17 protein-coding genes are annotated in these 21,828 nt (G+C 67.6%); 4 read left to right on the top strand and 13 right to left on the bottom strand.

The window, feature by feature from the left end:
- Positions 1 to 159 precede the first annotated feature (159 nt).
- On the top strand, positions 160 to 714 hold the full coding sequence (locus ABD999_RS29105) for a hypothetical protein (protein ID WP_271277273.1): 555 nt from the start codon (positions 160 to 162) through the stop codon (positions 712 to 714).
- On the opposite strand, the gene ABD999_RS29110 is transcribed toward ABD999_RS29105, so the two are convergent.
- Entirely contained in the window at positions 631 to 1,464 is an 834-nt protein-coding gene (locus tag ABD999_RS29110; protein WP_271277274.1) for a TetR/AcrR family transcriptional regulator, read from the bottom strand. The genes ABD999_RS29105 and ABD999_RS29110 overlap by 84 nt on opposite strands.
- 31 nt (positions 1,465 to 1,495) lie before the next feature.
- On the opposite strand from ABD999_RS29110, the gene ABD999_RS29115 reads away from it, so the two are divergent.
- Positions 1,496 to 2,260, top strand: coding sequence for a CPBP family intramembrane glutamic endopeptidase (locus ABD999_RS29115; RefSeq protein ID WP_271277275.1), 765 nt, complete (start codon positions 1,496 to 1,498; stop codon positions 2,258 to 2,260).
- A 50-nt stretch (positions 2,261 to 2,310) separates the two neighbouring features.
- Here ABD999_RS29115 and ABD999_RS29120 read toward each other — a convergent pair whose 3' ends face one another.
- Positions 2,311 to 3,921 (bottom strand): alkaline phosphatase D family protein, encoded by a 1,611-nt coding sequence (locus ABD999_RS29120; protein WP_271277276.1) that lies wholly within the window; start codon positions 3,919 to 3,921, stop codon positions 2,311 to 2,313.
- A 330-nt stretch (positions 3,922 to 4,251) separates the two neighbouring features.
- On the bottom strand, positions 4,252 to 4,845 hold the full coding sequence (locus ABD999_RS29125) for a carboxymuconolactone decarboxylase family protein (protein ID WP_271277277.1): 594 nt from the start codon (positions 4,843 to 4,845) through the stop codon (positions 4,252 to 4,254).
- Between the two features lie 173 nt (positions 4,846 to 5,018).
- Between ABD999_RS29125 and ABD999_RS29130 the strand changes: the two genes are divergently transcribed.
- On the top strand, positions 5,019 to 5,999 hold the full coding sequence (locus ABD999_RS29130; protein WP_271277278.1) for a hypothetical protein: 981 nt from the start codon (positions 5,019 to 5,021) through the stop codon (positions 5,997 to 5,999).
- A 166-nt stretch (positions 6,000 to 6,165) separates the two neighbouring features.
- Here ABD999_RS29130 and ABD999_RS29135 read toward each other — a convergent pair whose 3' ends face one another.
- The 4 genes from ABD999_RS29135 to ABD999_RS29150 form a co-directional block, all read right to left on the bottom strand.
- Positions 6,166 to 6,792, bottom strand: coding sequence for a hypothetical protein (locus ABD999_RS29135; RefSeq protein ID WP_271277279.1), 627 nt, complete (start codon positions 6,790 to 6,792; stop codon positions 6,166 to 6,168).
- Positions 6,793 to 7,141: 349 nt separating this feature from the next.
- Positions 7,142 to 7,717, bottom strand: a complete 576-nt coding sequence (locus tag ABD999_RS29140) for a hypothetical protein (protein WP_148028991.1) — start codon at positions 7,715 to 7,717, stop codon at positions 7,142 to 7,144.
- 1 nt (position 7,718) lies between these two features.
- Positions 7,719 to 9,779 (bottom strand): hypothetical protein, encoded by a 2,061-nt coding sequence (locus ABD999_RS29145; RefSeq protein WP_271277280.1) that lies wholly within the window; start codon positions 9,777 to 9,779, stop codon positions 7,719 to 7,721.
- On the bottom strand, positions 9,776 to 10,009 hold the full coding sequence (locus ABD999_RS29150) for a hypothetical protein (RefSeq protein WP_148028993.1): 234 nt from the start codon (positions 10,007 to 10,009) through the stop codon (positions 9,776 to 9,778). Before ABD999_RS29150 ends, ABD999_RS29145 begins: the two co-directional genes overlap by 4 nt.
- 370 nt (positions 10,010 to 10,379) lie before the next feature.
- Between ABD999_RS29150 and ABD999_RS29155 the strand changes: the two genes are divergently transcribed.
- Complete coding sequence (locus ABD999_RS29155; protein WP_271277281.1) at positions 10,380 to 12,215, top strand: DUF2075 domain-containing protein; 1,836 nt, start codon at positions 10,380 to 10,382, stop codon at positions 12,213 to 12,215.
- A 9-nt stretch (positions 12,216 to 12,224) separates the two neighbouring features.
- Here the strand turns inward: ABD999_RS29155 and ABD999_RS29160 are convergent, their stop codons facing one another.
- The 6 genes from ABD999_RS29160 to ABD999_RS29185 form a co-directional block, all read right to left on the bottom strand.
- The gene (locus ABD999_RS29160) at positions 12,225 to 13,313 is read right to left on the bottom strand and encodes a radical SAM protein (RefSeq protein WP_148028998.1); all 1,089 of its coding nucleotides are present in this window, start codon (positions 13,311 to 13,313) and stop codon (positions 12,225 to 12,227) included.
- 160 nt (positions 13,314 to 13,473) lie between these two features.
- On the bottom strand, positions 13,474 to 13,590 hold the full coding sequence (locus tag ABD999_RS29165; RefSeq protein ID WP_219545916.1) for an ALQxL family class IV lanthipeptide: 117 nt from the start codon (positions 13,588 to 13,590) through the stop codon (positions 13,474 to 13,476).
- A 95-nt stretch (positions 13,591 to 13,685) separates the two neighbouring features.
- Positions 13,686 to 15,476: an alpha/beta hydrolase family protein gene (locus tag ABD999_RS29170; RefSeq protein ID WP_271277282.1), complete on the bottom strand. Its 1,791-nt coding sequence runs from the start codon at positions 15,474 to 15,476 to the stop codon at positions 13,686 to 13,688.
- Entirely contained in the window at positions 15,473 to 18,262 is a 2,790-nt protein-coding gene (gene lanL / locus ABD999_RS29175) for a class IV lanthionine synthetase LanL (protein ID WP_271277283.1), read from the bottom strand. Before lanL ends, ABD999_RS29170 begins: the two co-directional genes overlap by 4 nt.
- Positions 18,263 to 19,484: 1,222 nt before the next feature.
- Positions 19,485 to 19,865 (bottom strand): hypothetical protein, encoded by a 381-nt coding sequence (locus ABD999_RS29180; protein WP_271277284.1) that lies wholly within the window; start codon positions 19,863 to 19,865, stop codon positions 19,485 to 19,487.
- Between the two features lie 251 nt (positions 19,866 to 20,116).
- Positions 20,117 to 21,493: an IS1380 family transposase gene (locus ABD999_RS29185; RefSeq protein ID WP_271280554.1), complete on the bottom strand. Its 1,377-nt coding sequence runs from the start codon at positions 21,491 to 21,493 to the stop codon at positions 20,117 to 20,119.
- Between the last annotated feature and the right edge of the window lie 335 nt (positions 21,494 to 21,828).

Consider the following 21,828-nt stretch of genomic DNA (forward strand, 5'->3'; position numbering starts at 1 on the left):
GTCAGAAGCCTCGGCGACACCGGCCGACGTGGCCACCTCCGGCAGGGTGCCGCTCGACGCGCTGGACGTCCCTCGCAGGTCGGGCGCCGAGCCGTTCACCGAGGCCGGGGCCCCGGCCGGTGCCACCTTGGCCGACTTCTGGGGTGGGCGTGCTCCGACGTGGTCGGCAACAGGCTGCGCGGCGTCCTCGCCGAGTACATCGTCGCCCTGGCCCTGGAAGTGCACGACGGTGTCCGTACGGAGTGGGACGCGGTCGACCTGGTGCTGCCCAGCGAGCTGAAGGTCGAGGTCAAGTCGGCGGCCTACCTGCAGTCATGGAGCCAGCGGCAGCCGTCGGCCATCAAGTTCACCATCGCCCGTGCCAAGGGCTGGGACGCGCGGACGGACGTGGTGGCCGCCACGCCGGAGCGGCCCAGCGACGTGTACGTCTTCTGCCTCCTTCACCACACGGACAAGCGGACGATCGACCCGCTCAACCTGGACCAGTGGGAGTTCTACGTCACCTCGACGGCGGCGCTGGAGGCGGCGTTCGGCGACCGGACGCAGATCTCGCTGGCGGCACTGCGGACGATCGTCCCCGTCCCCGTACCGTTCGGCGGGCTCAAGGACTGCGTGCTCTCCTGGCAGGGCTCACGCAAGGTCGTCCCACGTGACGTCCGGATCGGGTTCGAGGTAGGTGACCGCGATGCTCGCGGCCGCCATGCCGAGCAGTGACCAGTCGGACGCGGCGCTCGCCGTGGTGGGATTGGCGGGCACGCGCCGGGTGAGCAGGTCCGGGTCGGACAGTGACATGAGCACCAGGCCGCGCATCGCCGCACAGGCCAGGGTCGCGATCAGCGGGAAACTGCCGCCCGTCTCCGGCCGCAGCCGGTAGCCCAGCGCCGTCGCCACCGTCTCCCAGCCGCGCGCCACGCGATCGACGAACCGCTGCTCGGAGCGGGCGAGCGCGGCCTGCACGTCGGCCCGCAGGTCCCCTTCGGGCAGGCTCAGGAACGTGGCCTGCAAGGCCAGGTACGTGCGCCACTCCGGGGAGCCGTGGACCGCCTCGAAGTCGCTGACCGCGGTCGCCCGCAGGAGTTCGGTGACCAGGTCGTGGCGGCCCTGAGGCGAGGCCAGGTCCTCCGAACGGCTGGACAGGACCTCACTGAGCACCTCCCCGGTGGTCTCCAGAGCAGGCGCGGAGGCGGGCGCGGCGCCGCGCGCCAGCTCACGCAGCAGGTCGCTGAAGAACAGGTCCTTGTACGGCCAGCGGCGGTAGACGGCTGTCCTGGACACCCCGGCGTCACGGATGACGTCCTCGAAACCCAGGTGGTCGAGCCCCACGGTCAGGCCGTCGCGGTGGACCATCGCCACGGCCGTGTCGAGCATCCGCCGTTCGGTCTCCTGGTCGCTGAGCCGGGCGCGGCGCCGGGCGGGGGCGGTGGGCCTCGACGGGTCGTGGTCCGGCGGGTAGTTTCGAGCCATGAGACATGGTATCCCAAGTTCCATTAGTGGCGTGGCGGTGTTCTTCCCGCTGGTGTTCCTGTTCAGCGTCCCGTTCGTGGTGGTGGGGTCCCTGTCCGGCGCGCAGATCGTGCCGGGCGTGCCTCTGTCGGGGCTGGCCTTCGTCTGCCCGGCTCTGGCCGCGGCCGTGCTCGTCCACCGCGAGGGCGGGATGGACGGGGTGCAAGCGCTTGCCGGACGCGCCTTCGACGCCGGCCGGGTCAGTCGCAAGGCGTGGTTCGTGCCCGCCCTGCTGCTGTACCCGGCCGTGGTGGCCCTGTCGTACGTGCTGTTACGGCTGTCCGGCACCCCGTTGCCGGACGCGCACTTCTCCGTGGCCTCGGCGCTGTCGCTGGCCGCCGCGCTCTTCGTGGGCGCGCTGTGCGAGGAACTGGGCTGGTCGGGCTACGCCACCCAGCCCTTGCAAGCCCGCTGGGGACCGGTGTGGGCGGCCCTGACCATCGGGTCGGCCTGGGCCGTCTGGCACTGGCCGGCGCTGCTCCAGGTGGGCCGCCCGGTGTCCTGGATCGCCTGGTGGTCGCTCGGCACCGTCGCGGCGCGCGTGATCATGGTGTGGCTGTTCGCCCACATGGGCGGCAGCGTCCTGGCCATGGCGCTGTTCCACATGACACTCAACCTGGCCTGGCAGCTGTTCCCGGTCGACGGATCACATTTCCCCGTGGCGCTGGTGGCGGGGCTGATGGCGATCGTGGTGGTGACCATCGTCGTGCTGGACTTCAGTAGAGCGAAGGCAGCGTCCGCGCGACCGCGTCGTTGAAGCGGTCGAGCAGGTGGGCCCACCCGGACCCACCTCCTGGTGCGGTGGTGTCAGACGATCGGACCCTCACCGGCGAGTTGGACGCCGGGGCGTCCGTTCTCGACGACGTACGTGGCCCGGGTGGACGCCGGAGCGCCGGGCCTGTCGACGTACGGGAGCACCCGGAAGTCGGTGCTCCACAGGTCCTCGGTCACCGTGCACCGCAGGTATCCCCGCCGGTAGTTGGCGAACTTGATGTGCGGGTTGGCGCGTACCGAGAGCTGCGAGTAGGAGTCCATGTCGGAGCCGTTGCCCTCGGCGCTGATCGAGGTGCAGACGAACTCGCTGGCCAGCACCGGGGCGGCCGGGTCGCGGTAGTCGGCCTTGATGTCGCCAGCGTGGTGCCGGTGGCGGTCGCCGGTCAGCACGACGAGGTTGTCGACCCCCCGGTTCCGCGCGCCGTCGAGCACCCGGCGGCGGTTCGCGTCGTACCCGTCCCAGGGGTCCATGAAGACGGAGACCGCCGCGGTGTCGTCCATGTCGGTCTCGGCCATCGGCGCCTGGTTGGCCAGCACCTGCCACCGGACGCTGGAGCGCTCGAAGTTGTCCAGGAGCCACCGCTCCTGCTCCCAGCCCATCATCGTCCGGTTCGGGTCGAGGCTGTCCGGGTTCGGGGCGGCCAGGCCGCCGCCGGCCGCCTGGTCGTCGCGGTACTGCCGGGTGTCGAGCACGTTGATGTCGAGCAGGTCGCCGTAGACGAGCCTCCGGTACAGCTGCATGTCCGGACCGTTCGGCAGGGCCGACGCGCGCAGCGGCAGGTTCTCGTAGTAGGCCTGGAAGGCGGCGGCGCGCCGGTCCATGAAGCCCGGGATGTCGGCAGGGTTCTGCGGGATGTCGTCGGCCCAGTCGTTGTCGACCTCGTGGTCGTCGAGGGTCACCGCCCAGGGGTGGGCGGCGTGCGCCGCCATCAGGTCCGCGTCGCTCTTGTACAGGCTGTACTGCAGGCGGTAGCGCTCCAGCGTGACCGTCTCGGGGGACAGGTAGTCCGGGACCGTGGTCTGCCGGGTGCCGCCGTTCGCCGGTACGCCGTTCTCGTAGATGTAGTCGCCGACGTGGAGGACCAGGTCGAGGTCGTCCTCGGCCATCCGCTGGTACGCGGTGTAGAAACCCTGCTGCCACAGGGCACAGCTGGCGACCGCCAGGGAGACCGAGCTGACGTGGGCGCCGTGGGCCGGGGCGGTCTTGGTCCGCCCGACGGGACTGATGTCGGTGCCGACCTTGAACCGGTAGAAGTAGTGCCGGCCGGGTCGCAGGCCCCACACCTCAGGGTGGACGGAGTGGTTGAGCTCCGGCGTGGCGACGGCGGTGCCGCGCTTGACGATCCGGCGGAAGCCCTCGTCCTCGGCGACCTGCCAGTGGACGGGGACCCGCCGCCGCGGCATACCGCCCGACCCGTCGGCGGCGAGCGGATCCGGGGCGAGGCGGGTCCACAGCACGACGGAGTCCGGCAGCGGGTCACCGGAGGCGACACCGAGCTTGAACGGGTTGTCCGGCAGACCGCGCTGCAGCGGCGTCGCCCCGGCCGGGTCGGGGATGGCACTGGTGCCGAGGAGTACAGCGGCCGCGCCGGCGCCGCCGAGGAAGCCGCGTCGGCTGAGGGTGCGTCCGAGCGGAGATTTCATTGAGGGGTGTCCTTCGAAGATCAGGAATGAGGGCAGCGATGCTAACGGCGGGGGGTGAACCACGGGTTGGCGGTACGTGATCGGCGGGGAAATGCCAGGTACGGTACAAGATCGCTACTTTGTCCACAACTGATGCTTGACCTGTGGGTGTCAAGAAGATGCGGGCGGGACTCCGTGAGACCGGAGGCCCGCCCGTGTCTGCGGTTGGAACCGCTGGTCAAGATCGAGTGCCACCGGCAGGATTCGAACCGGCGTGAGCCGCGGCTGAGGGCGCGCGGCTGCTCATGGGCGAGTCTGGCGGATGAAGACCTGCGGCTGAGAAGCCACAGGTCAGACTGGCTGATCCTCGATCGGGCGGCCGAAGGTGACGGCCTCCCGCACGGATTGCGGCGCCGTGTCGCGGAGGGCGGCGTCGGGACGTGCGCCGAGCGCGTCGTTGACGGTAGAGAACGCGATGCGCAGTGCCACGAAGACGGTGACCGCGAAGATCTGACCGTCGTCGTACCCCGCTTCCCGCAGCGCGAGCACGTCCGTCTGGCCGATCCCGTTGGGATCGCGTGCCACCTTCCGCGCCCAGCGCGCCAGCGCTCGCTCCCGGGGCGTCAATCCGTCGTCGTCGCCCCGCAGCACTCCCGACGCCACACGGGCGTCGGCGGACTCGGCCAGCTTGTTTCCCCAGGCCAGCGAGCAGTATGAGTCCCCCATGGCCGAGGCGCAGGCGGTCACCAGGATGCCGCGGGTGCGCAGGTCGAGCCCGCCTGCCTCGACGCACTGCCGTAGCAGGTCGAACAGTCCCGCGATGGTGTCCGGCTGGTGGGCCCACAGCCTGGTGAGGTTCATGACATAGCCGCACTCGGCCAGGTCATCGTCGAACAGCCGCCGTACCTCCGAAGTCATCTCCGGAGGTTGGAGGAATCCGCTCATGAAGTTCTCTCCCTTCCGTAGGAAGAGTCGTCGAGCGTGCTTGCCAAACGCTTGCCAACCGCTCATAGCCGAAGAGGGCTCGGCATGCCAGCGGTGGGTGAGCCGGTGGGCAGGATCAACTAAGGTGCCCGTTCATGCACGGAATCCGAAGGATGCCGTCTATCCTCACGCTCGTGCGGAAAACGAGCGTGGCGCTGATGGCGCTGCTGGTCCTGACCGGTTGTACGCAGCAGGCTGGTGAAGACGGGCTGCTGGACGCGATGGCCAGCGTCTCGGGGGAGGGACCCGCCGCGGCGTACTTCGAATACGGCGAACCGGCCTGGTGGCGTGACCTCGGCGTCGATGCCGGCTCCGGCGGGGATCGCCGCTGGCTTCCCGCGGCGGTCTCAGGTCTCGGAAGCCTGGGCGCCGCTTGGCAGACCCTGCCACAGGCCACCGGCATGGCTCCCGCGACCGGCACCCGGGCGATCTCGATCGGAGTGCCTCCGCAGCAGGCGTTCCGGTTCGACGGCGACGTCGACTCGGACGCCGTACGGACGAAGCTGACCGCTCTCGGCGCCAAGCCCCGCACCATGGGCGGCCACGAAGGGCTCTCCTTCTCCCCTGGAGCCGAGATAGACCTGTCCCGGCTGATCGTTCCCGGGCTGACCAACCAGCTCAACCAGGTCGTGGTCACCGACTCCCTGGCAGCGGCGGCCTCCACCCCCGGCCCGCTGGAGGCCGTCCTGGGCGGGGAGCGTACTTTGGCCGACAACCCCGCGCATGCCGCCGTGGCCGCCTGCCTCGGCGACGTCGCCGCCGCCACGATCATGGCCCCGTCTCCTTCCGGCGCGGTCACGCTGTACGGCGTCGGGCTGCGCCGCCCGGCCAGCCTGGACGACCGGCCGGTCAACGTCATCTGCGTACTGCCGTCAGCACCCGCCGCCGCCGACGTCGAACGCGCGCTGACATCCCGCCTCACCCCTGAGGGAAAGATGCGGGACGGCGGGACCTACGGAACGTACGCCCCAGAGATCGCGCACGACCGGATCACCTCGGACGATCACGTGGTGCTGAGGGCCGTCCTCACGCTGAGCGGCACCAAGACCGTGATGTTCGCCAACCAGATGCTGGTTCGGAACGAGCTCCAGGGCCTGATCAACTCATCACGTTGATCCATCGCTGCTCTTCCGGCACTTCGTGTGCGCGCGGCTGGGATTTTGCAGACCGCCTCAGACGTCCTACGGCTGTACGGAGCCCTCGGTCACTCCTTGCTCGGCTCGACGCGGGACCGGTCGTCGCCGATGTCGGCATGCGCAACTGTGACTGCCGTACGAAGCGTTAGTTCGGCTTGGGAGTACATTTGTGCAGCTCGCCGTACCGTTCGCGGGCGATGCTGAGCAGCTGTGTCAAGTCGCTCACCGGGTCACGTCCCTTGCTGACTTCGGACAGGTCAACGCTGATCCATGGACGCTTTTCTCCACACCGGAACAGCATCATCGTGTAGTACGGATTGGTGCGCGGCAAACGGCCTGTGTAGGCGATGAGCCCCTTGCCGAGATCCGCTGGAAGGTCGGCCAGTTGATGCTCACCGAAATTCTTGCGCGCAATATCCAAGACATTGTCGCCATCCCGTATCGACCACACAACGGAAAGTCGTGTGTATTCATTGCGAAGCGTACATATGCCATGCGTTGTGCGCACTCCGCTCTTGTCTTCCTGTAGAGCGAGCGTAAGACCGCTGATCGTGCGGACCGCTTGCTGGGGAAGGAAGTCACACCAGTAAGGCGGGGAGTCTGTGACCGGAGAGGCAGCAATCTTGTTGCTTGCGTTTGGCGACGGTGGTGAGCCGGTGCCGGTGCAGCCGGTCAGCAACGCGAGGATGAGTGCGAGTCCGGCGCTCGTAGCGGCGAGGGGCCTGAGGGCTGGAGGCTTCATATCAGTACTTGAGGATTCCCAGGTTGCCATGCATCGTGTCCCTCGCCGTGTTCATGGTGTTGTGTAAATTGTCTGAGATCGCTTCGATATCGGCATGTCTCCGTGCCCACTTCATGAAGTGATCGAAGGTACGGGATCAGCGACAATCTCGTGGAGTGGCTTGATGGTCGGAGGGCGTTCACCAGTGACGAAACGACTGTTCTCTGCGTCCTTCATAGCGGCGCGCCGCTTCTGCCACCTGGAGTTCGACCGCGGCGTTCCTGTCGCTGCGGCCCTCATAAGGCGGGCAAGCTCTGCAAGGCGATCGCGGTCCTGCAGAACTACGAGTTGGCCCGGGAGCGAAGGGCCTCAGTGACATAGAACAGCTCGATGTTCTGCGCTAGCTCGCTTTGGGGGTGCATCGATGTATTTCGCCAAATCGGTCGCGCGCTATGCGAAGCAATGTGGTCAGGTCTGTGATCACATTGCGGCCCTTCGCCACCTCCGAGAAGTCGATGCCCATCCAGGGCCTTTTGTTGCCGCATCGGAACAGTATGAAGGCGACGTAAGGACCTGTCCTGGGCTCGCCCTCGGTGTAGGCAATCAACCCTTTCCCGAGGTCGGTCGGTAGGTCGGCCAGTCGACGGCGGCCGAAGTTCTCCTGTGCGAGGTCAAGGGCCTCATTGCCACCACGGATGGACCAGTTGATGGAGAAGCGTGTGTATTCATTGCGCAATAGGCATCCGCCATGTGTGGTGGGTACGCCCCAGTTGTCCTCCGTCAGGGGGATGGCTAGGCCGCTGATGATGCGAACTGCCTGCTGGGGGATGACGTCGCACCAGTACGGGCCGATGTCGCTGACGGCTCGTGTGTCGACTGTAGGTTCCGGGACCGGCGGAGGAGGGCCCTGTGTGCAGCCGGAGCTCAGCGTCAGCGCGAGCAGTGTGGCACAGAGGGCCTTGGTACGTGTGGACATGTCAATAGTTCCGGTCGATACCAAAATTATCGTGAACGTCCCAGCCGGCGCTGTGGTCCATGGCCTCTCGGATCGTCTGAGTGGTGCTTTCGGTTTTGGCGTGCCAACGTGCCCACTTGATGAAGACGTCGAAGGTCGCCGGATCTGCCATGATCTCGTGGAGTGGTTTGAGGGTCGGTGGGCTTCCGTCCGTGGCGAACGGCGCGTCCTTGAGGCCTTCGAGTGCCTTATCGCTCCATTGACCGTGTGCGATCCTGGCGCTGAGCATCATTGTCTCAATCATCGACATGGTCATCGTGCGATCGTTGCTCGCCTGCTGCATGGCCGACCCTGTGGTCATACCGTCCCGCAGCATCCGGTCAACCAATAACGCCGAGAGCTTCTCGAACGCCATCGGGGTGAGCTTCTCATGCGCCTTGTCGCCGAAGAACCCGAAGCGAGTGGCAAATTTCCCCGCCGGTCCGGTCAGCTCGCTCAGCACACTGTTGATCATTCCTTTCATCTCCTCTTTGACCTGCTCATCAGTCTTGGCTTGGGCCAACAAGTACAGTCGCCGGGTCTCCAGGATGTGGCCCATGAAGCGCGCCTCCGGAATGAGTACGTCCTCTATCTGCTCCCCGCCGTCCCGCCGGTAGGACTCGTGGACCATGCTCAGCATCCGTTGGACCTCGGCCTCCACCAAGGATTTCGTGGCCGCTGCGTCGGATCCCACGAAGGCCAGCAGCCGATCCATCTCAGCATGATTGATGCCTTTCAGGTCTGGCTTGCGTTCATCGAAAACGGTGAAAACCTTGTCGATGTGCGCGGCCATGACTGATCCGATCGGGCCGGCCAGGAACGACAGTCGCTTCAGCTTCTCTGTGTCGGTGATCTGAAGCTTGCCGTCGCCACCACGTCCGAAGACGCCATCCAGTTCGTTCTTGAGAATGATGAGCGCCTCGTTCGTGTGTTTGAGCGAATCCTTGTCCTTGCTGCTCAACGCCGTCCGCAGCAGCCCTGCGAACGGGGCGTGGTTCCCCGTCTTGTTGAAGCCGTCCAGTCGGTCGGTGAGCAGGTACGCCATGATCGACTTGTTCCAGCCCTTCGGGGTGTGGAAGAGCAATGCCTGCGCGGCCGGCAGCGAATACTGGGCCGCCTGGGCCAGGTCATCGATGACGCTCGCTTTGATCGGCTCTCCCGGCTGCCCCATCCGCGGCCCACCTGGCTGCATGGAGTCGCTGATGCCGAGCACCGTGGCCAGGTCCATGCTGTTGGCGTAAGGAGTTCGCGAGTCGGACAGCTCCTTCTGATGCAGGATGGCGTCCCTGCCGACCACTTCCATGAACCGCTCGGAGAAGGGCGGCTTGCCGTCGCTGGCTCTCCATATCAGCGCCTGAGCCTGGTAGCCGACGTAGGTCACTTCGAGCGCCTTGTGCTCGGCCCGCCCTTCCTCGACCAACTGATTCAGGAAGGCATCTCCCATGAACGCCTCGTCTTTTGGGTTGGTCCCCTTCGCCAGCGTGGTGGCCAGCAGTTTCATGACCTGCTGGACTTGTTTCACCTGTTGTGGATCACGCGTGGAATTGACATTGGCGCGCACCTGCAGGCCCAGCGCGGCCGGAAGTTCGGTGATGCCCTTGGCTCCCAGCTTGGAGAGGAAGGTCTTGACGAACTCCGGATCGTTCACCCTTCCCGCGTACTTCTGAAGCTCCGCCATCGCCTTGCGGTCACCGCGGCCGGCGGCGGCCGCCGCCTTGGCAGCCAGTGTGCCGTCGAGCTGTCCTTGGGCCTGGCGGAGCGAGTCCGGCACCGCGATAAGGGATCCCGTCGCTACGGACGTTCCAAGGGTGATTTTGTGCCGCTCGATCTCACGGACGATGCGCTGCCGTTTGCGAAGATCATCTGCTTCCTGGCCGACCTGTGTCGCGAGCTTTCTGATTCGTTCCGCGGGAGTGGTGTCGAGCCCTGCGCTCGTGAGCTCTCCGTATAACAAGGAGGCCAGCTTTTCCATTTGCGCGGCGGCTGCGGTGTGACGGGTGACAAGCATGTCGAACTCCGGCAGCTTGACTCCGCTGAAGCTCATCTCGTCTTCACCAGCTCATCCCTGGCCATGGCGACGGCCTGGGCGAGCATCGCATGCAGTTCCCGCTGAGAGTTGTGCACCGACTGATCGAATCGGCTGCCCGTCGGCCCCACCCAGGCGTCGGCTTCCATGAGCTGGCAGGAAGCGTGCAGAGCCCACCAGTTGTCGTCGGACAGCTTCTGAATGCGTTGCACCGCTGCCTGCATGAGCTCGCGATCAGGACCAGGCATGCCGATCTCCTCGTACAGCTGTCAAGGGCCCCAACTGACGATAACCCTGCACGGGCCAATTGCCCCGGTAACCAACTTTCTTGTGATTCCTCCCAATGCGTTGACCCAAGGAGCGAATGCCATACGTACAAGGAGGCCGTCGCACACCATCCGGCAAGGCTGGTTCCGCGTCGAAGCCCAGGCGATGCCGCTCAGCGAACCCCACGGCCCGACGAAGATCCAGGTAATCTTCTGGACGTATCGGTGATGCGGCCCGACGGGCTTCCGCCTCGGTAGCGGACACGCCCCCATACCGCACGAGTCTTTCGTGCTGCCTGGGGGTACATCCGTGGCCGTTTTCCGGCATTCGGCGGAAAGCCTGGTCCAGTTGGTGTCTGAGTCGGTGCCCGAGCGCGTCCTCAGCGAGGTGATCGCTGAGAACCTGCGGGCGACCCAAGGCATCAATCCCGGCAAGGGGGAGCGCAGGTCCTGGGACCGGAGCCTCCCGATCCTGGCCCGAGATCTGGTCGAAGCCGGGCTGGGCGGCGTCGAGATGCTCATCGAGTACCAACTGCCGTTAACCAGCAAGCGGGCGGACGTCATCCTCGCCGGACGTGACCGGCGCACGGGGGCCGACTCCTACCTGATCGTCGAGCTCAAGCAGTGGAGCCAGGCCGAGCTGTACGAGGAGGACGCCGAGCTCGTCCTGGTGTCCGGCATGGGGGAGCGGCCCAAGCTTCACCCGGTGGTGCAGGTGCGTGGCTACTGCGAATACCTGGCCGACTTCGTCGGAGCCCTGGACCAGCACAGGAACGCGGTACGTGGGGTGGCCTACCTGCACAACGCCAGCGACCTGGACATCCATGATCTCTATGACCAGGTCGAGGACGAACGCACCCGGCTCTTCAGCAAGACGCGCCGCGGCCAGTTCGTCGACTACCTCAAGGCGCAGTTCGCCCCCGAGCCGGGAGCCGCCGCGGCGGATCGCCTGCTCTCCAGCTCCATCCGGCCGTCCAAGCAGCTGCTCAAGGCCGCTGCCGGCGAGATCAAAAACCGTGACCAGTTCGTCCTGCTGGCCGAGCAGCGCCTGGCCTTCGAGATGGTCATGCACGCGGTGGAGAAGGCCCGTGCGAGTAATTCCAAGCAGGTTGTGATCATCACCGGCGGGCCCGGCTCCGGCAAGAGCGTCATCGCGTTGTCCCTGCTCGGCGAGGTCTCCGAGCGTGGATACTCGGTCCTGCACGCCACCGGTTCACGCTCCTTCACCGAGACGATGAGGCGGGTCGTCGCCAAGGGGTCGACCCGGATGAAGGCCATGTTCAAGTACTTCAACAACTTCATGGCCGCCAAGCCCAACGATCTGGATGTCCTCATCTGCGACGAGGCGCACCGTATTCGTGAGACCTCGGAGAACAGGTTCACCAGATCGGCGCAGCGCACGGGCCGGCCACAGGTGGACGAGCTCATCCACGCGGCGAGAGTGCCGGTCTTCCTGCTGGACGAGCATCAGGTCGTACGGCCGGGCGAGATGGGACGCGTGGCCGACATCACCGCCTACGCTCAATCCCTGGGCCTTGCCGTGCACCAGGTCGATCTGGACGCGCAGTTCCGGTGCGGCGGGAGCCGCAAGTACGAGGAGTGGGTGCTGCGCCTGCTGGGCTTGGACGGTGAGGCTCCAGAGGTGTGGAAGGGCGACGACCACTTCGCCGTCTCCCTCACCGAGTCCCCGTACGAGCTGGAGGCCCAGCTGCGGGCCTGGCTTGCGGCCGGGTACTCGGCACGGATCACAGCAGGATTCTGCTGGCCCTGGAGCAGCCCCAACGGCGACGACAGTCTGGTCGCCGACGTGCGGATCGGTGACTGGGCGCGACCGTGGAACGTCAAGGGCGACAGAGCTGTGGGGAACGCACCGGCCAGCGCCTTGTGGGCCTCCGCACCTGGCGGCTTCGAACAGGTGGGGTGCGTCTACACGGCGCAGGGCTTCGAGTACGACTGGAACGGCGTGATCTTCGGCCCGGATCTCGTCTACCGTGACGGCAGGCTGGTCACCGTACGCAGCGCCAGCAAGGACCCAGCACTGACACGTAAGGGCGTCAGCGACGAACAGGCGGACCAGTTGATCCGCAACACCTACAAGGTGCTGCTCACCCGCGGCATGATGGGCACCGCCGTGTACTCGGTCGATCCCGAGACGCAGGAGTTCCTCTCGGGGCTGGTCACCATGTGAGGCGCTTGTTCAAAGCTGGTGACCAGAGGCAGGGCCGGCCATCGACGCGATGTGCCTTCGGCCACTCGTCCGGTCGTCCAAGGTGTACAGCGGGCGGCGGTCGATGCGGCGGCGGACCTCGTCCGTGCCGAAGTGGTAGTCGATGCGCCGGGTCGCCTCGGCCCAGTCCTCCATCGAGCGGACCGCCGACAGGGCCTCCACCACGAACGGGTCGCTCCATCTTTCCTTGACGCGCTCCCACAGTGTGCCGGCGTCCTCGGTGAGGAGGTTGCCGACGGTGCCCTCGTAGATCGGCATCGCGCGTACCTCGCCGTCCGGCTCCACCTGCAGCATGGGGAAGCCGTGCCGCTGCACGAGGTCCGGGTGCATCATCAAGATCATGTTGTTCGACGTCATGAGCTGCACCGAGCGGGGGGCGAGGGAACGCAGTCGTTCGACGTGCTCGCGGCTCACCAGCGTGCGCAGTTGGCCGAAGTCCAGCAGCTCGTGTTCGGCGAATTCTTTTCTGCTCGCGAGTCCGGACGGCACCGCGGCGGCGAAGGTGAGAAAGCGCAGGTGAGGGAACCGGGGCGCGACCGCGCGGCAGAACTCCTCCAGCTCATCGAGGTTGGACCGCACAACCGCGTAGTCGACCCCGAACTCGACCGGGTCGGCACCGCGCTCCCCGGAGACCTCGTCCAGGATGGCCAGCGTACGCATCGCCCGCTCGAACGAACCGGCCCGTCCGCGGATCCGGTCGTGCACCCCGGCGCTCGCCCCGTCGACGCTCACGGTGATCCGGGAGAAGACCTGGGACGCCTCTTCGGCCCACCGACGGTCGAAGGTCCATCCGCCGGTGTAGAGGTTGACCGCCACCCCCGCTCCGCTGATCCGCTCGGCGACCTCCAGGAGGTCTCTGACCAGCAGCGGCTCGCCACCGGCGAACTCCACCGCCTGCGGGCGCAGAGACACGATCGCGTCGGCGGCCCTGAGCATCTCGTCACGGTTCAGCTGCCGGGCCGGGCGTCTGCCGGACTCGGAGTAGCAGTGCACGCAGCGCAGCGGGCAGGCGTACGTGATGTCCCAGATGACGTCGCTGGGCCCCTGTGGGGTGCTCATGGCGTGGTCCTTTCCTCGTCGCCTGACGCGGCGTTGCTCTCTTCGCGATGGTTCGATGAACGGCGGTCCCGTTCCGGGACGACGAACGTCCAGGAACGGGACCACCTCCGGTGCTCAGCCCCGATCAGGGCCGAGCACGCTGGTCACGACCGCCGCCTCGTCAGGAGGTGAAGGTGGCGTAGCAGGTCCAGTCGCAGAGCCAGGTGCTGACACAGGGGTACAGCTCCGACTCCTGGTCGGCGGGCAGCATGTCGAGGGCGTCGATGTTGAGCTCCATGGTGCTTTCCTTTCGTCAACCGTTGTGCCGCTCGTGTTCGAGACGGCCTGTCCACCGGCCCCATCACGACGATGAGGCCGGAGCCTGTGGGCCTGCTAGGCGGGCACGGACGTGCCTTGGTGCAGGATTCGAGTGGCCCCTTCGCTCAGGAAGTCGATGAGACGGTCGGCGACCAGATGTCCCTCGCTGGAGACCAGCGGGTCGTGGTCGGATCCGGGGATCTCCAGGTAGACCGGTGCCACCGGGTGGGCGGCCGCCAGCAGCCGGCTGTGCAGCCGCCGGGAGTGGGCGACCGGGATGACCGGGTCCTGCTCACCATGCACGATCATGATCGGCAGCCGCATGCGATCCGCCAGCCGGGCCAGGTCGCGCGGGCCGAGCTCGTCGTCGAGCTCCACCCGGCCGCCGAGGCGGTCGAGCAGCGCGCGTACGCTGGGCGGCCCGTCCCGGTACAGCTCCCCGCCGGACAGGAAGGGGGCGATGACGGCGGCTCTGGCCCACAGGTCCGGCTCCGCGGCGACGGCGAGCAGAGCCAGGTAGGCGCCGTAGCTGATGCCGTACAGCATGGGCCGCCGGCCCGGGCCACGGGCGTCGGCCAGCGTGCGCCCCAGACGAAGGATGTCCGCGAGGTCCGGGCCGCCCCACGCGCCGCGGATGGCGTCGCGGTGCGCGGCGCCGTAGCCGGTGCTCCCTCGCTGATTGGGCGCGACCACCGCCATGCCCGCCGCGGCCATCCGCTGGAACAACGGCTCGAAACCGAAGTGCCAGGCGGCCTCCGGGCCACCGTGCAACGCCAGGACCACCCGCTCGCTCGCCACCGGATCGCCGTACACGATGGCCTCGACCGGCCCTGGATAGTCCACCGTTCGCGCAGCAATCCAACGTCCCGGCTGCTCCTCGGCGGTTGCCCGTACCCGGGACCGGAGCGGATCGGGCAGGGTGACCACGCCGAGCGGGCGGTCCGGCGTGGTGTGCAGCAGGTGCAGTCCGCCGGTGGTCCAGCGGGCCGTGGGCTGCAAGGTCCCGGCCGGCAGCTCCGCCTCGACGGTGGTGTCCGCCACGAGATCGTGCAGCAGCAGGTGGGAGCGGCTCCGGCGGGCGACCGACAGGGCCAGGCACCGTCCGCCGGGATCCAGGGCCAAGGGGGTGACGCTGCCCTCGATGCGGTTCAACCGCTCGGGGAACACCGTCGGCGCCGGGTCGTCGCGGTGCCGTACACCGAGACGGAACGCGCCGTCCCGCCGTGCCGCGGTGAGAAGCACTCCGGTACGAGGTGCGGCCATGAGCAGGTGTTCGCCGTCCGCCACTCCTTCGAGCGGCGCCGAGAGACCGGTGGCGAGGTCGAGGACGAACGTGCCACCTGCCCCCGGCTCGGGACGGGCCAGCGCGAGACGCCGGCCGTCCGCGTCGAGCCAGACTCCGCCGCCGGCCGGGCCGGTCAGCTCGGCGACCGGCTCAGGAGGTTCGGCATGCCCTGACACCCGCCACACCTTGGTACGGCGGCCTTCGCCGTTCTCGAACAGCAGGGCGGCGGTGCCCGGCGCGATGCCGCCGACGAGCCCGAGCCCCGGGCCGCGAGAGGCGAACAGTTCGTGCTCCTCGGCCGGCGCCCCGTCCGTCCCGGGGACGGCGAGCAGCAGCCGCGCGGACTGCTTGCCGTGGCGGCAGAGCAGCACACCGACGTCCCCTGCGGGCAGCGGGAAGGTCCAGGAGTCCTCGCCGTCCCTGGTGGGCAGCAGGCGTGGCCGTGGCGCGGGGCCGGTGAGGTCCCACAACTCCGGCATGAGCCGGGCGCGGCCATGGGCGGCCAGGCAGGCGGCGTACTCCCCGGTGGCGGAGAACCGGAAGTTGATCCGTCGGGTGGTGGCCGTGGGCGGGGGGCTCATGACGCCCTCCCGGCGGCGGCCGCGAACGCCTCGGGAGCGGAGGCCGTACCGATCGCGGCGTCGGCCATCCACGGGCGGGGCCCACCGTGGCGCAGCCGCCACAGGAAGGCGAGCACGCCGGCCAGCCCAGTGTTCCAGCCGAACGTCACCTCAAGGCCGTTCTCGTCGGGCACCACGAGCAGCCCGTCGCGCATCGTGGCTCGCGCCCACACCATGCTCGCCAGCTCCCCGGCCTGCTCGCGGTAGACCGGCTCGCCGGTAAGATCCGCCATGTCCAGCAGGAACTGCCCGTCCCCGGCCAGTCCGTGACAGGCAGCGGTGCCGGAGCGCAGCCGGTGGCCGTGCACGGCGACGGCGGCGGCCCGCGCCACCTCCAGTGCGCGCCAGTCACCGGTGGCCGCGTGCAGGCGTACCAGGAACGTCCCGATCCCCGAGGACCCGTTGCACCAGTGGGTCAGCTTCGCCCCGCCGCGCGGGCCCTCCGCCCACAAGGCGGCCGCGCCCTGGTGGTCGGCCGCGTCCATGAGGGTACGACCGGCCAAGGCGGCCGTTTCCAGGCAGTCCTCGCGTCCGAGCGCGACGCCGGCCGCCAGCAGGTACGCGCCGATCCCCGCGACGCCGTGGGCGAACCCGTAGTGCACCACCCCCGCCAGCGCGGAGTCGAAATCGCGCGGAATGGGCCACAGCACCGTGTCGGGAGTACGTTGGCCGACCTTGAGCAGTTCGTCGGCGCATCCGCTCGCCCGGTCGCGGAGCCTCGTGTCACCGGTGGCGCTCCACAGGTGCAACAGCGCCATCCCCGTCCCGGCCAGGCCATGGCAGATGTCGGGGTTCGGCCAGCTGACCGGCAGTTCGAGGGCGAGGCCGAGACCCGCCGAGCGCACATCGTGGTCGTCGAGCGCCCTGCCCGCCTCGTACAGGGCCCAGGCCATGCCCGCCCGGCCGAAATACAGCCCCGGTGACGGGCGATGCTCACCCGCGAGACGGTCGATCATCCAGCCGACGCCGTCGCGCAGCCCTGTCGTCAGCGGGACGCGCAGCTCCTGCGGCAGGCTCGCGGCATGGGGCCCTACCACGGAGGCCATCAGGTGGAGCACGCCGGCCGCACCGTACTGGACGCCCCAGGGATCGGCGCTGACGCCGTACCCGGCGCCGACGGGCCACAGCCGCGCTTCCGGCCCTGTCCCGCCGTCCGGGGGCTCTGCGGACATGCTGCGCCAGGTGTACGCCAGTCCGTCGTGCAGCAACCGGTCCTGCTCGGGGGTACCGAGCCGGTGACGCCCTCCCGCCACGGCGGGCGACCGCGGACCCAGATCGGACAGGAATGCGCGGACCCTGGCGAGATCCCACCGCCGGGCAGGATCCTCCGCCATCAAACCCAGGATCATGGGAGCCAGCTCAGTGGCCAGGGGATCGCCTGAGACGGCCACCTCGACCAGCGTACGGACTCGGGAGTCCCACGATCTGGCCTGCTCTCCCTCGTCGGGCGCCAACATCGGCTGGCATGCGGTCACCAGGTAGAACACGGTCGCGCCCAGCGCGTACAGGTCCACTTCGACGCCGGGGCAGGGCCCATGGGCGGGGGCCCGCTCCTGTTCCGGCGGCGCGTACCCGCGGGTGCGGGCCCGCCCGACCGGAGTGCCGGGCACCGCCGCGGTCTCCAGGTCGATCAGCCGGACGTCGCCATCCTCGGTGACGATGACGTTGTTCGGGGTCAGGTCGCGCACGATGTAGCCCTGCTCGTGCACCGTCGCGACCAGGTCGACGAGCCGCCTCACCAGACGCAGCACTGTCTCGCGCCGGCGCTCGCCCGCCCAGGCGGTGAGCACGGTCCCCTCGACGCGCTCCTGCACCAGGAACAGGCTGTCGTCCTTGTCGAAGAGCGCCACCCTGCCTGCGGTGATGCCCAGCGGCCCGAACAGGCCGAGCATCCGCCACTCGTGACGTAAGTTGTCGCGCTCGTCGCGCCCGCTCATCCTGGCGCCCATGTGCGGCCGGGCCTGCTTGACGATCACGTTCCCGCCGGTGTCACGGTCCTCGGCCAGGAACACCCCGCCCTTGGCGCTGTGCCGGACGGCCTGGCGCACCACGAACCGGTCGGCGAGCAGCACGGCCTCCGGCGCGGCCGACCGAACCGGAGCTCCGCCCGACTCGAAGGGGCAGGACGCCCACGGCGGTGGTGAGTACCAGGGGTTGCGCTTGTCGGTCACCAGCGTGCCGTCGGGAGCCGTCAGCCGGGAGGCGTAGGAGCCGTCGTTGTCCAGCACGAGAGGTGCCGAGAACACCCCGTAGCGGTAGTGGACCAGGCTGCCCGGCTTGTAGACGCGATCGGACAGGATGCGCGGCCCGGGCAGGCCCATGGTGGCCTCGTGCAGTTCCTCGGCGATCACGGTCGCCGCCCGGTCGTCGGGCGGATAGACGGTGACGAACTTGCCCACCGCTCCGCGGTCCTGCTCCCTGGACACCAGATTGGACAACTCGGCCAGCGTCGCCGCGAACTTGAAAGGACAACGGCGCCGCGCCAGCACCTCCACCACGCGGGCGAGCACCACGGGAGCCGACAGCGGCGTCGCCGAGACGTGCAGTTTCCAGCCCTGCGCCTGGCGTGTCACGCCGTCCGGCGTCACGTACATCCACGGCCGGCGACTACGGAACTCCCAAGTGGCGGCGCCCTCCTCCCCGTCCACCGCCGCCAGGTCCGCTCGCGCCAAGGCCGCTCTGGCGATGTCCTCCAGCACGTGCCGATCGACGTCGATCTCGTCTTCACGCGCCTTGCGCCCGTCCATGCCGTACCCCCCCACATGCGTCATCCCTTGGCGAAGCCGCCGGACGATAAGCGGGGCGGGCGTCGGCGTTAATCCGCCGGCCCACCGCAGATATCGACAGGTACGCCCCGATGTCTGACCGGCTTCAGGTATAGGTACGGCGACTTGGAACTGTCTTGGAGATGAATGGCGTCGGCGGCGAGTTTTTGGCAGTCAGTTGCAAGTGTCGTCCAACCGGTAAACACCGACGGATTCGTGAATGCCCAGGTCAGAGCTATTCAACATCAACAGCCTGCGACGGGATGTCGGCGGTGAGTTATCAAACTTGTTCACAAGTCGCTCTGAGTGACGTTCCAGTCGATTCCTAGTGTCATTGAAGTATTACGTGGAGTGATTGCGGCCGGAGGCGTTCATCGAAAGGCGGATGCTGTGCTCGCATTTCAGGCGAAGAGCCTCGGGATTCGCTCTGGGACACAAATGTCTGTAGGCGCCTTCACGTACATGGATCGCGGTACAGAGGTTGAGGTTCCTCGGCGTGATTGCGTGCCTTTCGGCCGGTCGGTGACCATGCCGGTGGGATGCGGTATCCGGATGGTGGCGGCCTGACCCCGCCAACGGGCACCGGGGCGACCTCCCAGAGCCGGCGCCACCACCCGCAGCATGGACGGCAGTGGCGCTACGCGCCCACCGTGCCTGCTGGTCAGGCCGGGAACCTGCTCGGCGAAGGTGCGCTTGGCCCAGGCGGCCTATCCGACGCACCCGCTCGACACGAAACGGCGGCAAGATGCGGAAACACGACCTCCAACAGCTCCGTGATCGACACAGAGCAGCGTCCCGACACCTGCACCGGCCCGCATCCGGTTCAACATGATCGTGATCTCGAAGTGCGGCCGATCACCTGGGCCGGGAGCGAAGGCCGCACGGCTGTGCAGTGGAGTGGAGCGCGAGCTGCCGCCGCTACGGCACTCATTGCTTCCCGGGAAGCCTGTGAGCACTCAGGCGTGCAGTCAGCAGAGCCCTGGGGGTGAGGTGAGGCGGCAGCACTCTTCCCCCGAGCACCCTCGGCTTGGCCTCCGGGGCGAAATGGGGCGGCGGTGACGGTTCGGATCCGTCCATCCCCATCGACTTTCTGGCGGCCGGAGCCTCCGGCCACAGGGCTCCGCCACAGGCGGAAATGGTTCCGTGCTCGCGACGGATTAGATGCGTCCCCTTCTAGGTCGGTCGCAGCCCATCCCGGCCGGGTTCACGGTGATCCCTTCGGCAGCGAGGACCAGTACTCCAGTACTTGAATAATGTCATCGATGCCTGTGACGCCCAAGAATGTGAATATGGACGCCGCCATGCCAGACAACACGGTCCAATATGTCCCCCAAGACATTCTCCCTCGCAGTGCTTCGATGCGAAAGATCTCTGCGATCCGAGTGGAAAGAATGCAAGGAGCCACAAATATTCCCAAAGCAAATATGCCCTGCTCAACCGACACTTTCTCCCCATGGGGAAGCCGGGCGTATTGCACGTATTTTGTCACCAGGACCACCCCGACGATAGCCCCTAGGATCATCCAGATCACGTCCAGGACATCGTTTTTGCTTTCATCTATATTTTCGCCGGCGCCATCCGCCATGCGCCCACTCCCCGTTTCGAATTGATCAAACTGCGAAGCCTTCCGTCGCGGGTACGTCGCACAGCAAGCGGCGTACGTCGAGCACTAGCCTCGATCTTTCACGATCTTCGTATGGTCGGGTAAGCGGTTCGGCTGAGGGTTGATTTCACGCTGAGGTCAGCGTGAGGAGCCCGGTTGACGCGCCGGGTGGGCGGGGTTCCACGTGCCCGATGGGTGTCCTTCCTGGTTCGTTAGGGTGGTTCCGGCGCTGGTCAGGTCGGTGCCGGCAGTGCTTGGAGCCGGGCCAGAGCGGTCAGGAGCGTGCAGGCCCAGGGCCATCGCGCGGCCAGGCGTAGGCGCAGGCGTCGGCTTCCGCGCACCAGCCGTCCGGCGACGGCGAACAGGCGGAGCCGCAGACGTTTGGGTTCGTAGCGGCGGGCTTCGGTGTCGTGCAGGGCGAGCATCTGCATCCATGCGAGGAGTTCGCAGGCCAGGGCGACGAGTTCGCACCAGATCTGGTTCTGGGTGAAGTCGTGCAGGGGCAGGTTGGCCAGGCCGGTGTCCTTGGCGGTTCGGATGCGGTCCTCGCAGCGGGCCCTGCGGCGGTGGCGGAGTTCAAGGTCGGCGAGCTGGCCGCGGCGGGTGTTGGTGACGAAACAGGTGAAGCGGTGCCCGTCGAGGTCGGTGAAGCGCAGCTGCGCGCCGGGATGGGGCCGTTCTTTGCGGGCGATGACGCGCATGCCTTTGGGCCAGCCGGTCAGGTCCAGCAGGCCGGTCAGCTCGGCCACCCAGGCGCCGGGCCGGATCTGGCCGTCGGCGTCGTAGGCAGGCGTCCATCCGCTGCTGGGCAGGCGCAGGATCGCGGCCTGGATGTCGTCGGTGAGGGTGAACCCGATCGAGTACGACAGCCACCGTCCGGGCCGGGTCAGCCAGGCCAGGAACTCATGGGTGCCGCCGCCGGAGTCGGTGCGGATCAGTACCTGGCGGCGGCGCTGGCGGGGTAGCTGGGCCAGGGCGAGCCGGGTGGCGTCGATGTGGTCGGCGGCGGTGTTGGACCCGGCGTTTCCAGGTCGCAGGAGCAGGGCCAGTGGCTCGCCGGAGCCGTCTTGGCCGTGGTCGGCGAAGACCGTCATCGGGTGGAAGCCGAAGGTCTTCTTCCAGGTCGGGGCTGCCTGCTGTTTGTCGGAGTGGGCGATGACGATGGTGGCGTCGATGTCGAGAGGGATCAGCTCGCCGTCGGCTCCGGGTGCGTGCTGGCCGGTCAGATGCCAGGCTCGCTGGCGTGCTTGGGCGCGGGCGGTTCGGATGGCTTTTAATGCTCGCGCCGGTTCGGCGGCCAGCCGGTCGATCAGCCGGGAGACGGTCGGGTCGGAGGCGACGGGGCCGAACAGGTCGGGCTGGGAGCGCAGCAGCGCGATGTCGGCCAGGCAGTCACCGCCGAGAGCCAGGGCGAGGGCCAGGTCGGCGATGACCTTGCCGGGGTCGTGCACGGCCCGGGCCGGCCGCCAGCGCTGCAGTTGGGTGGATAACGCCCGGTCCAGGCCGGTGACGCGCAGGGTGTGGAGCAGTAGCAGGGCGCCTGTGTGGGAGACGAGCCCCGAACCGTCCGCGGACGCCTCGATCTTGCGCTGGGACGCGATAGTCTTCACGTGGAAAGTGCCTTCTGATCTGGCGTGGACAGGACTCTAGACAAGCCCCATCCTCCCAGCTCAAAGGCACTTTTCTTATGTAAACGATCAGCCCGGCTCAAATTCCTCGTGAAAGCCCGAGGCTAGGCCCACAGCCAGGGCGGCGACGACCTGGTCCATGAGTGCCGGTAGCTGCTGATCTTCCGGCCGCCAGATGAGACCCCCTCTACCCGCGTTCCGCAGATGTGTAGCGAGAAAAGCACATAGATCTGTGGCCTGAGCTGCGGAAATGCTTGCAGGCATGCTGATGCGGCGTGTCACTAGGTGCCAGCGTCGTGGCTGGTCAGGCGTCTGTG

It is taken from the genome of Nonomuraea ferruginea (assembly GCF_039540635.1).
GTDB lineage: Bacteria > Actinomycetota > Actinomycetes > Streptosporangiales > Streptosporangiaceae > Nonomuraea > Nonomuraea ferruginea.

Excerpts from the sequence above, each read along its gene's own strand:
- ABD999_RS29165 (WP_219545916.1), bottom strand. The coding sequence starts at position 13,590 with ATGGAGCTCAACATCGACGCCCTCGACATGCTGCCCGCCGACCAGGAG.
- ABD999_RS29180 (WP_271277284.1), bottom strand. The coding sequence starts at position 19,865 with ATGGCGGATGGCGCCGGCGAAAATATAGATGAAAGCAAAAACGATGTC.
- ABD999_RS29145 (WP_271277280.1), bottom strand. The coding sequence starts at position 9,779 with ATGAGCTTCAGCGGAGTCAAGCTGCCGGAGTTCGACATGCTTGTCACC.
- lanL (WP_271277283.1), bottom strand. The coding sequence starts at position 18,262 with ATGGACGGGCGCAAGGCGCGTGAAGACGAGATCGACGTCGATCGGCAC.
- ABD999_RS29110 (WP_271277274.1), bottom strand. The coding sequence starts at position 1,464 with ATGGCTCGAAACTACCCGCCGGACCACGACCCGTCGAGGCCCACCGCC.
- ABD999_RS29160 (WP_148028998.1), bottom strand. The coding sequence starts at position 13,313 with ATGAGCACCCCACAGGGGCCCAGCGACGTCATCTGGGACATCACGTAC.
- ABD999_RS29140 (WP_148028991.1), bottom strand. The coding sequence starts at position 7,717 with ATGTCCACACGTACCAAGGCCCTCTGTGCCACACTGCTCGCGCTGACG.
- ABD999_RS29170 (WP_271277282.1), bottom strand. The coding sequence starts at position 15,476 with ATGAGCCCCCCGCCCACGGCCACCACCCGACGGATCAACTTCCGGTTC.
- ABD999_RS29150 (WP_148028993.1), bottom strand. The coding sequence starts at position 10,009 with ATGCCTGGTCCTGATCGCGAGCTCATGCAGGCAGCGGTGCAACGCATT.
- ABD999_RS29135 (WP_271277279.1), bottom strand. The coding sequence starts at position 6,792 with ATGGCAACCTGGGAATCCTCAAGTACTGATATGAAGCCTCCAGCCCTC.
- ABD999_RS29120 (WP_271277276.1), bottom strand. The coding sequence starts at position 3,921 with ATGAAATCTCCGCTCGGACGCACCCTCAGCCGACGCGGCTTCCTCGGC.
- ABD999_RS29125 (WP_271277277.1), bottom strand. The coding sequence starts at position 4,845 with ATGAGCGGATTCCTCCAACCTCCGGAGATGACTTCGGAGGTACGGCGG.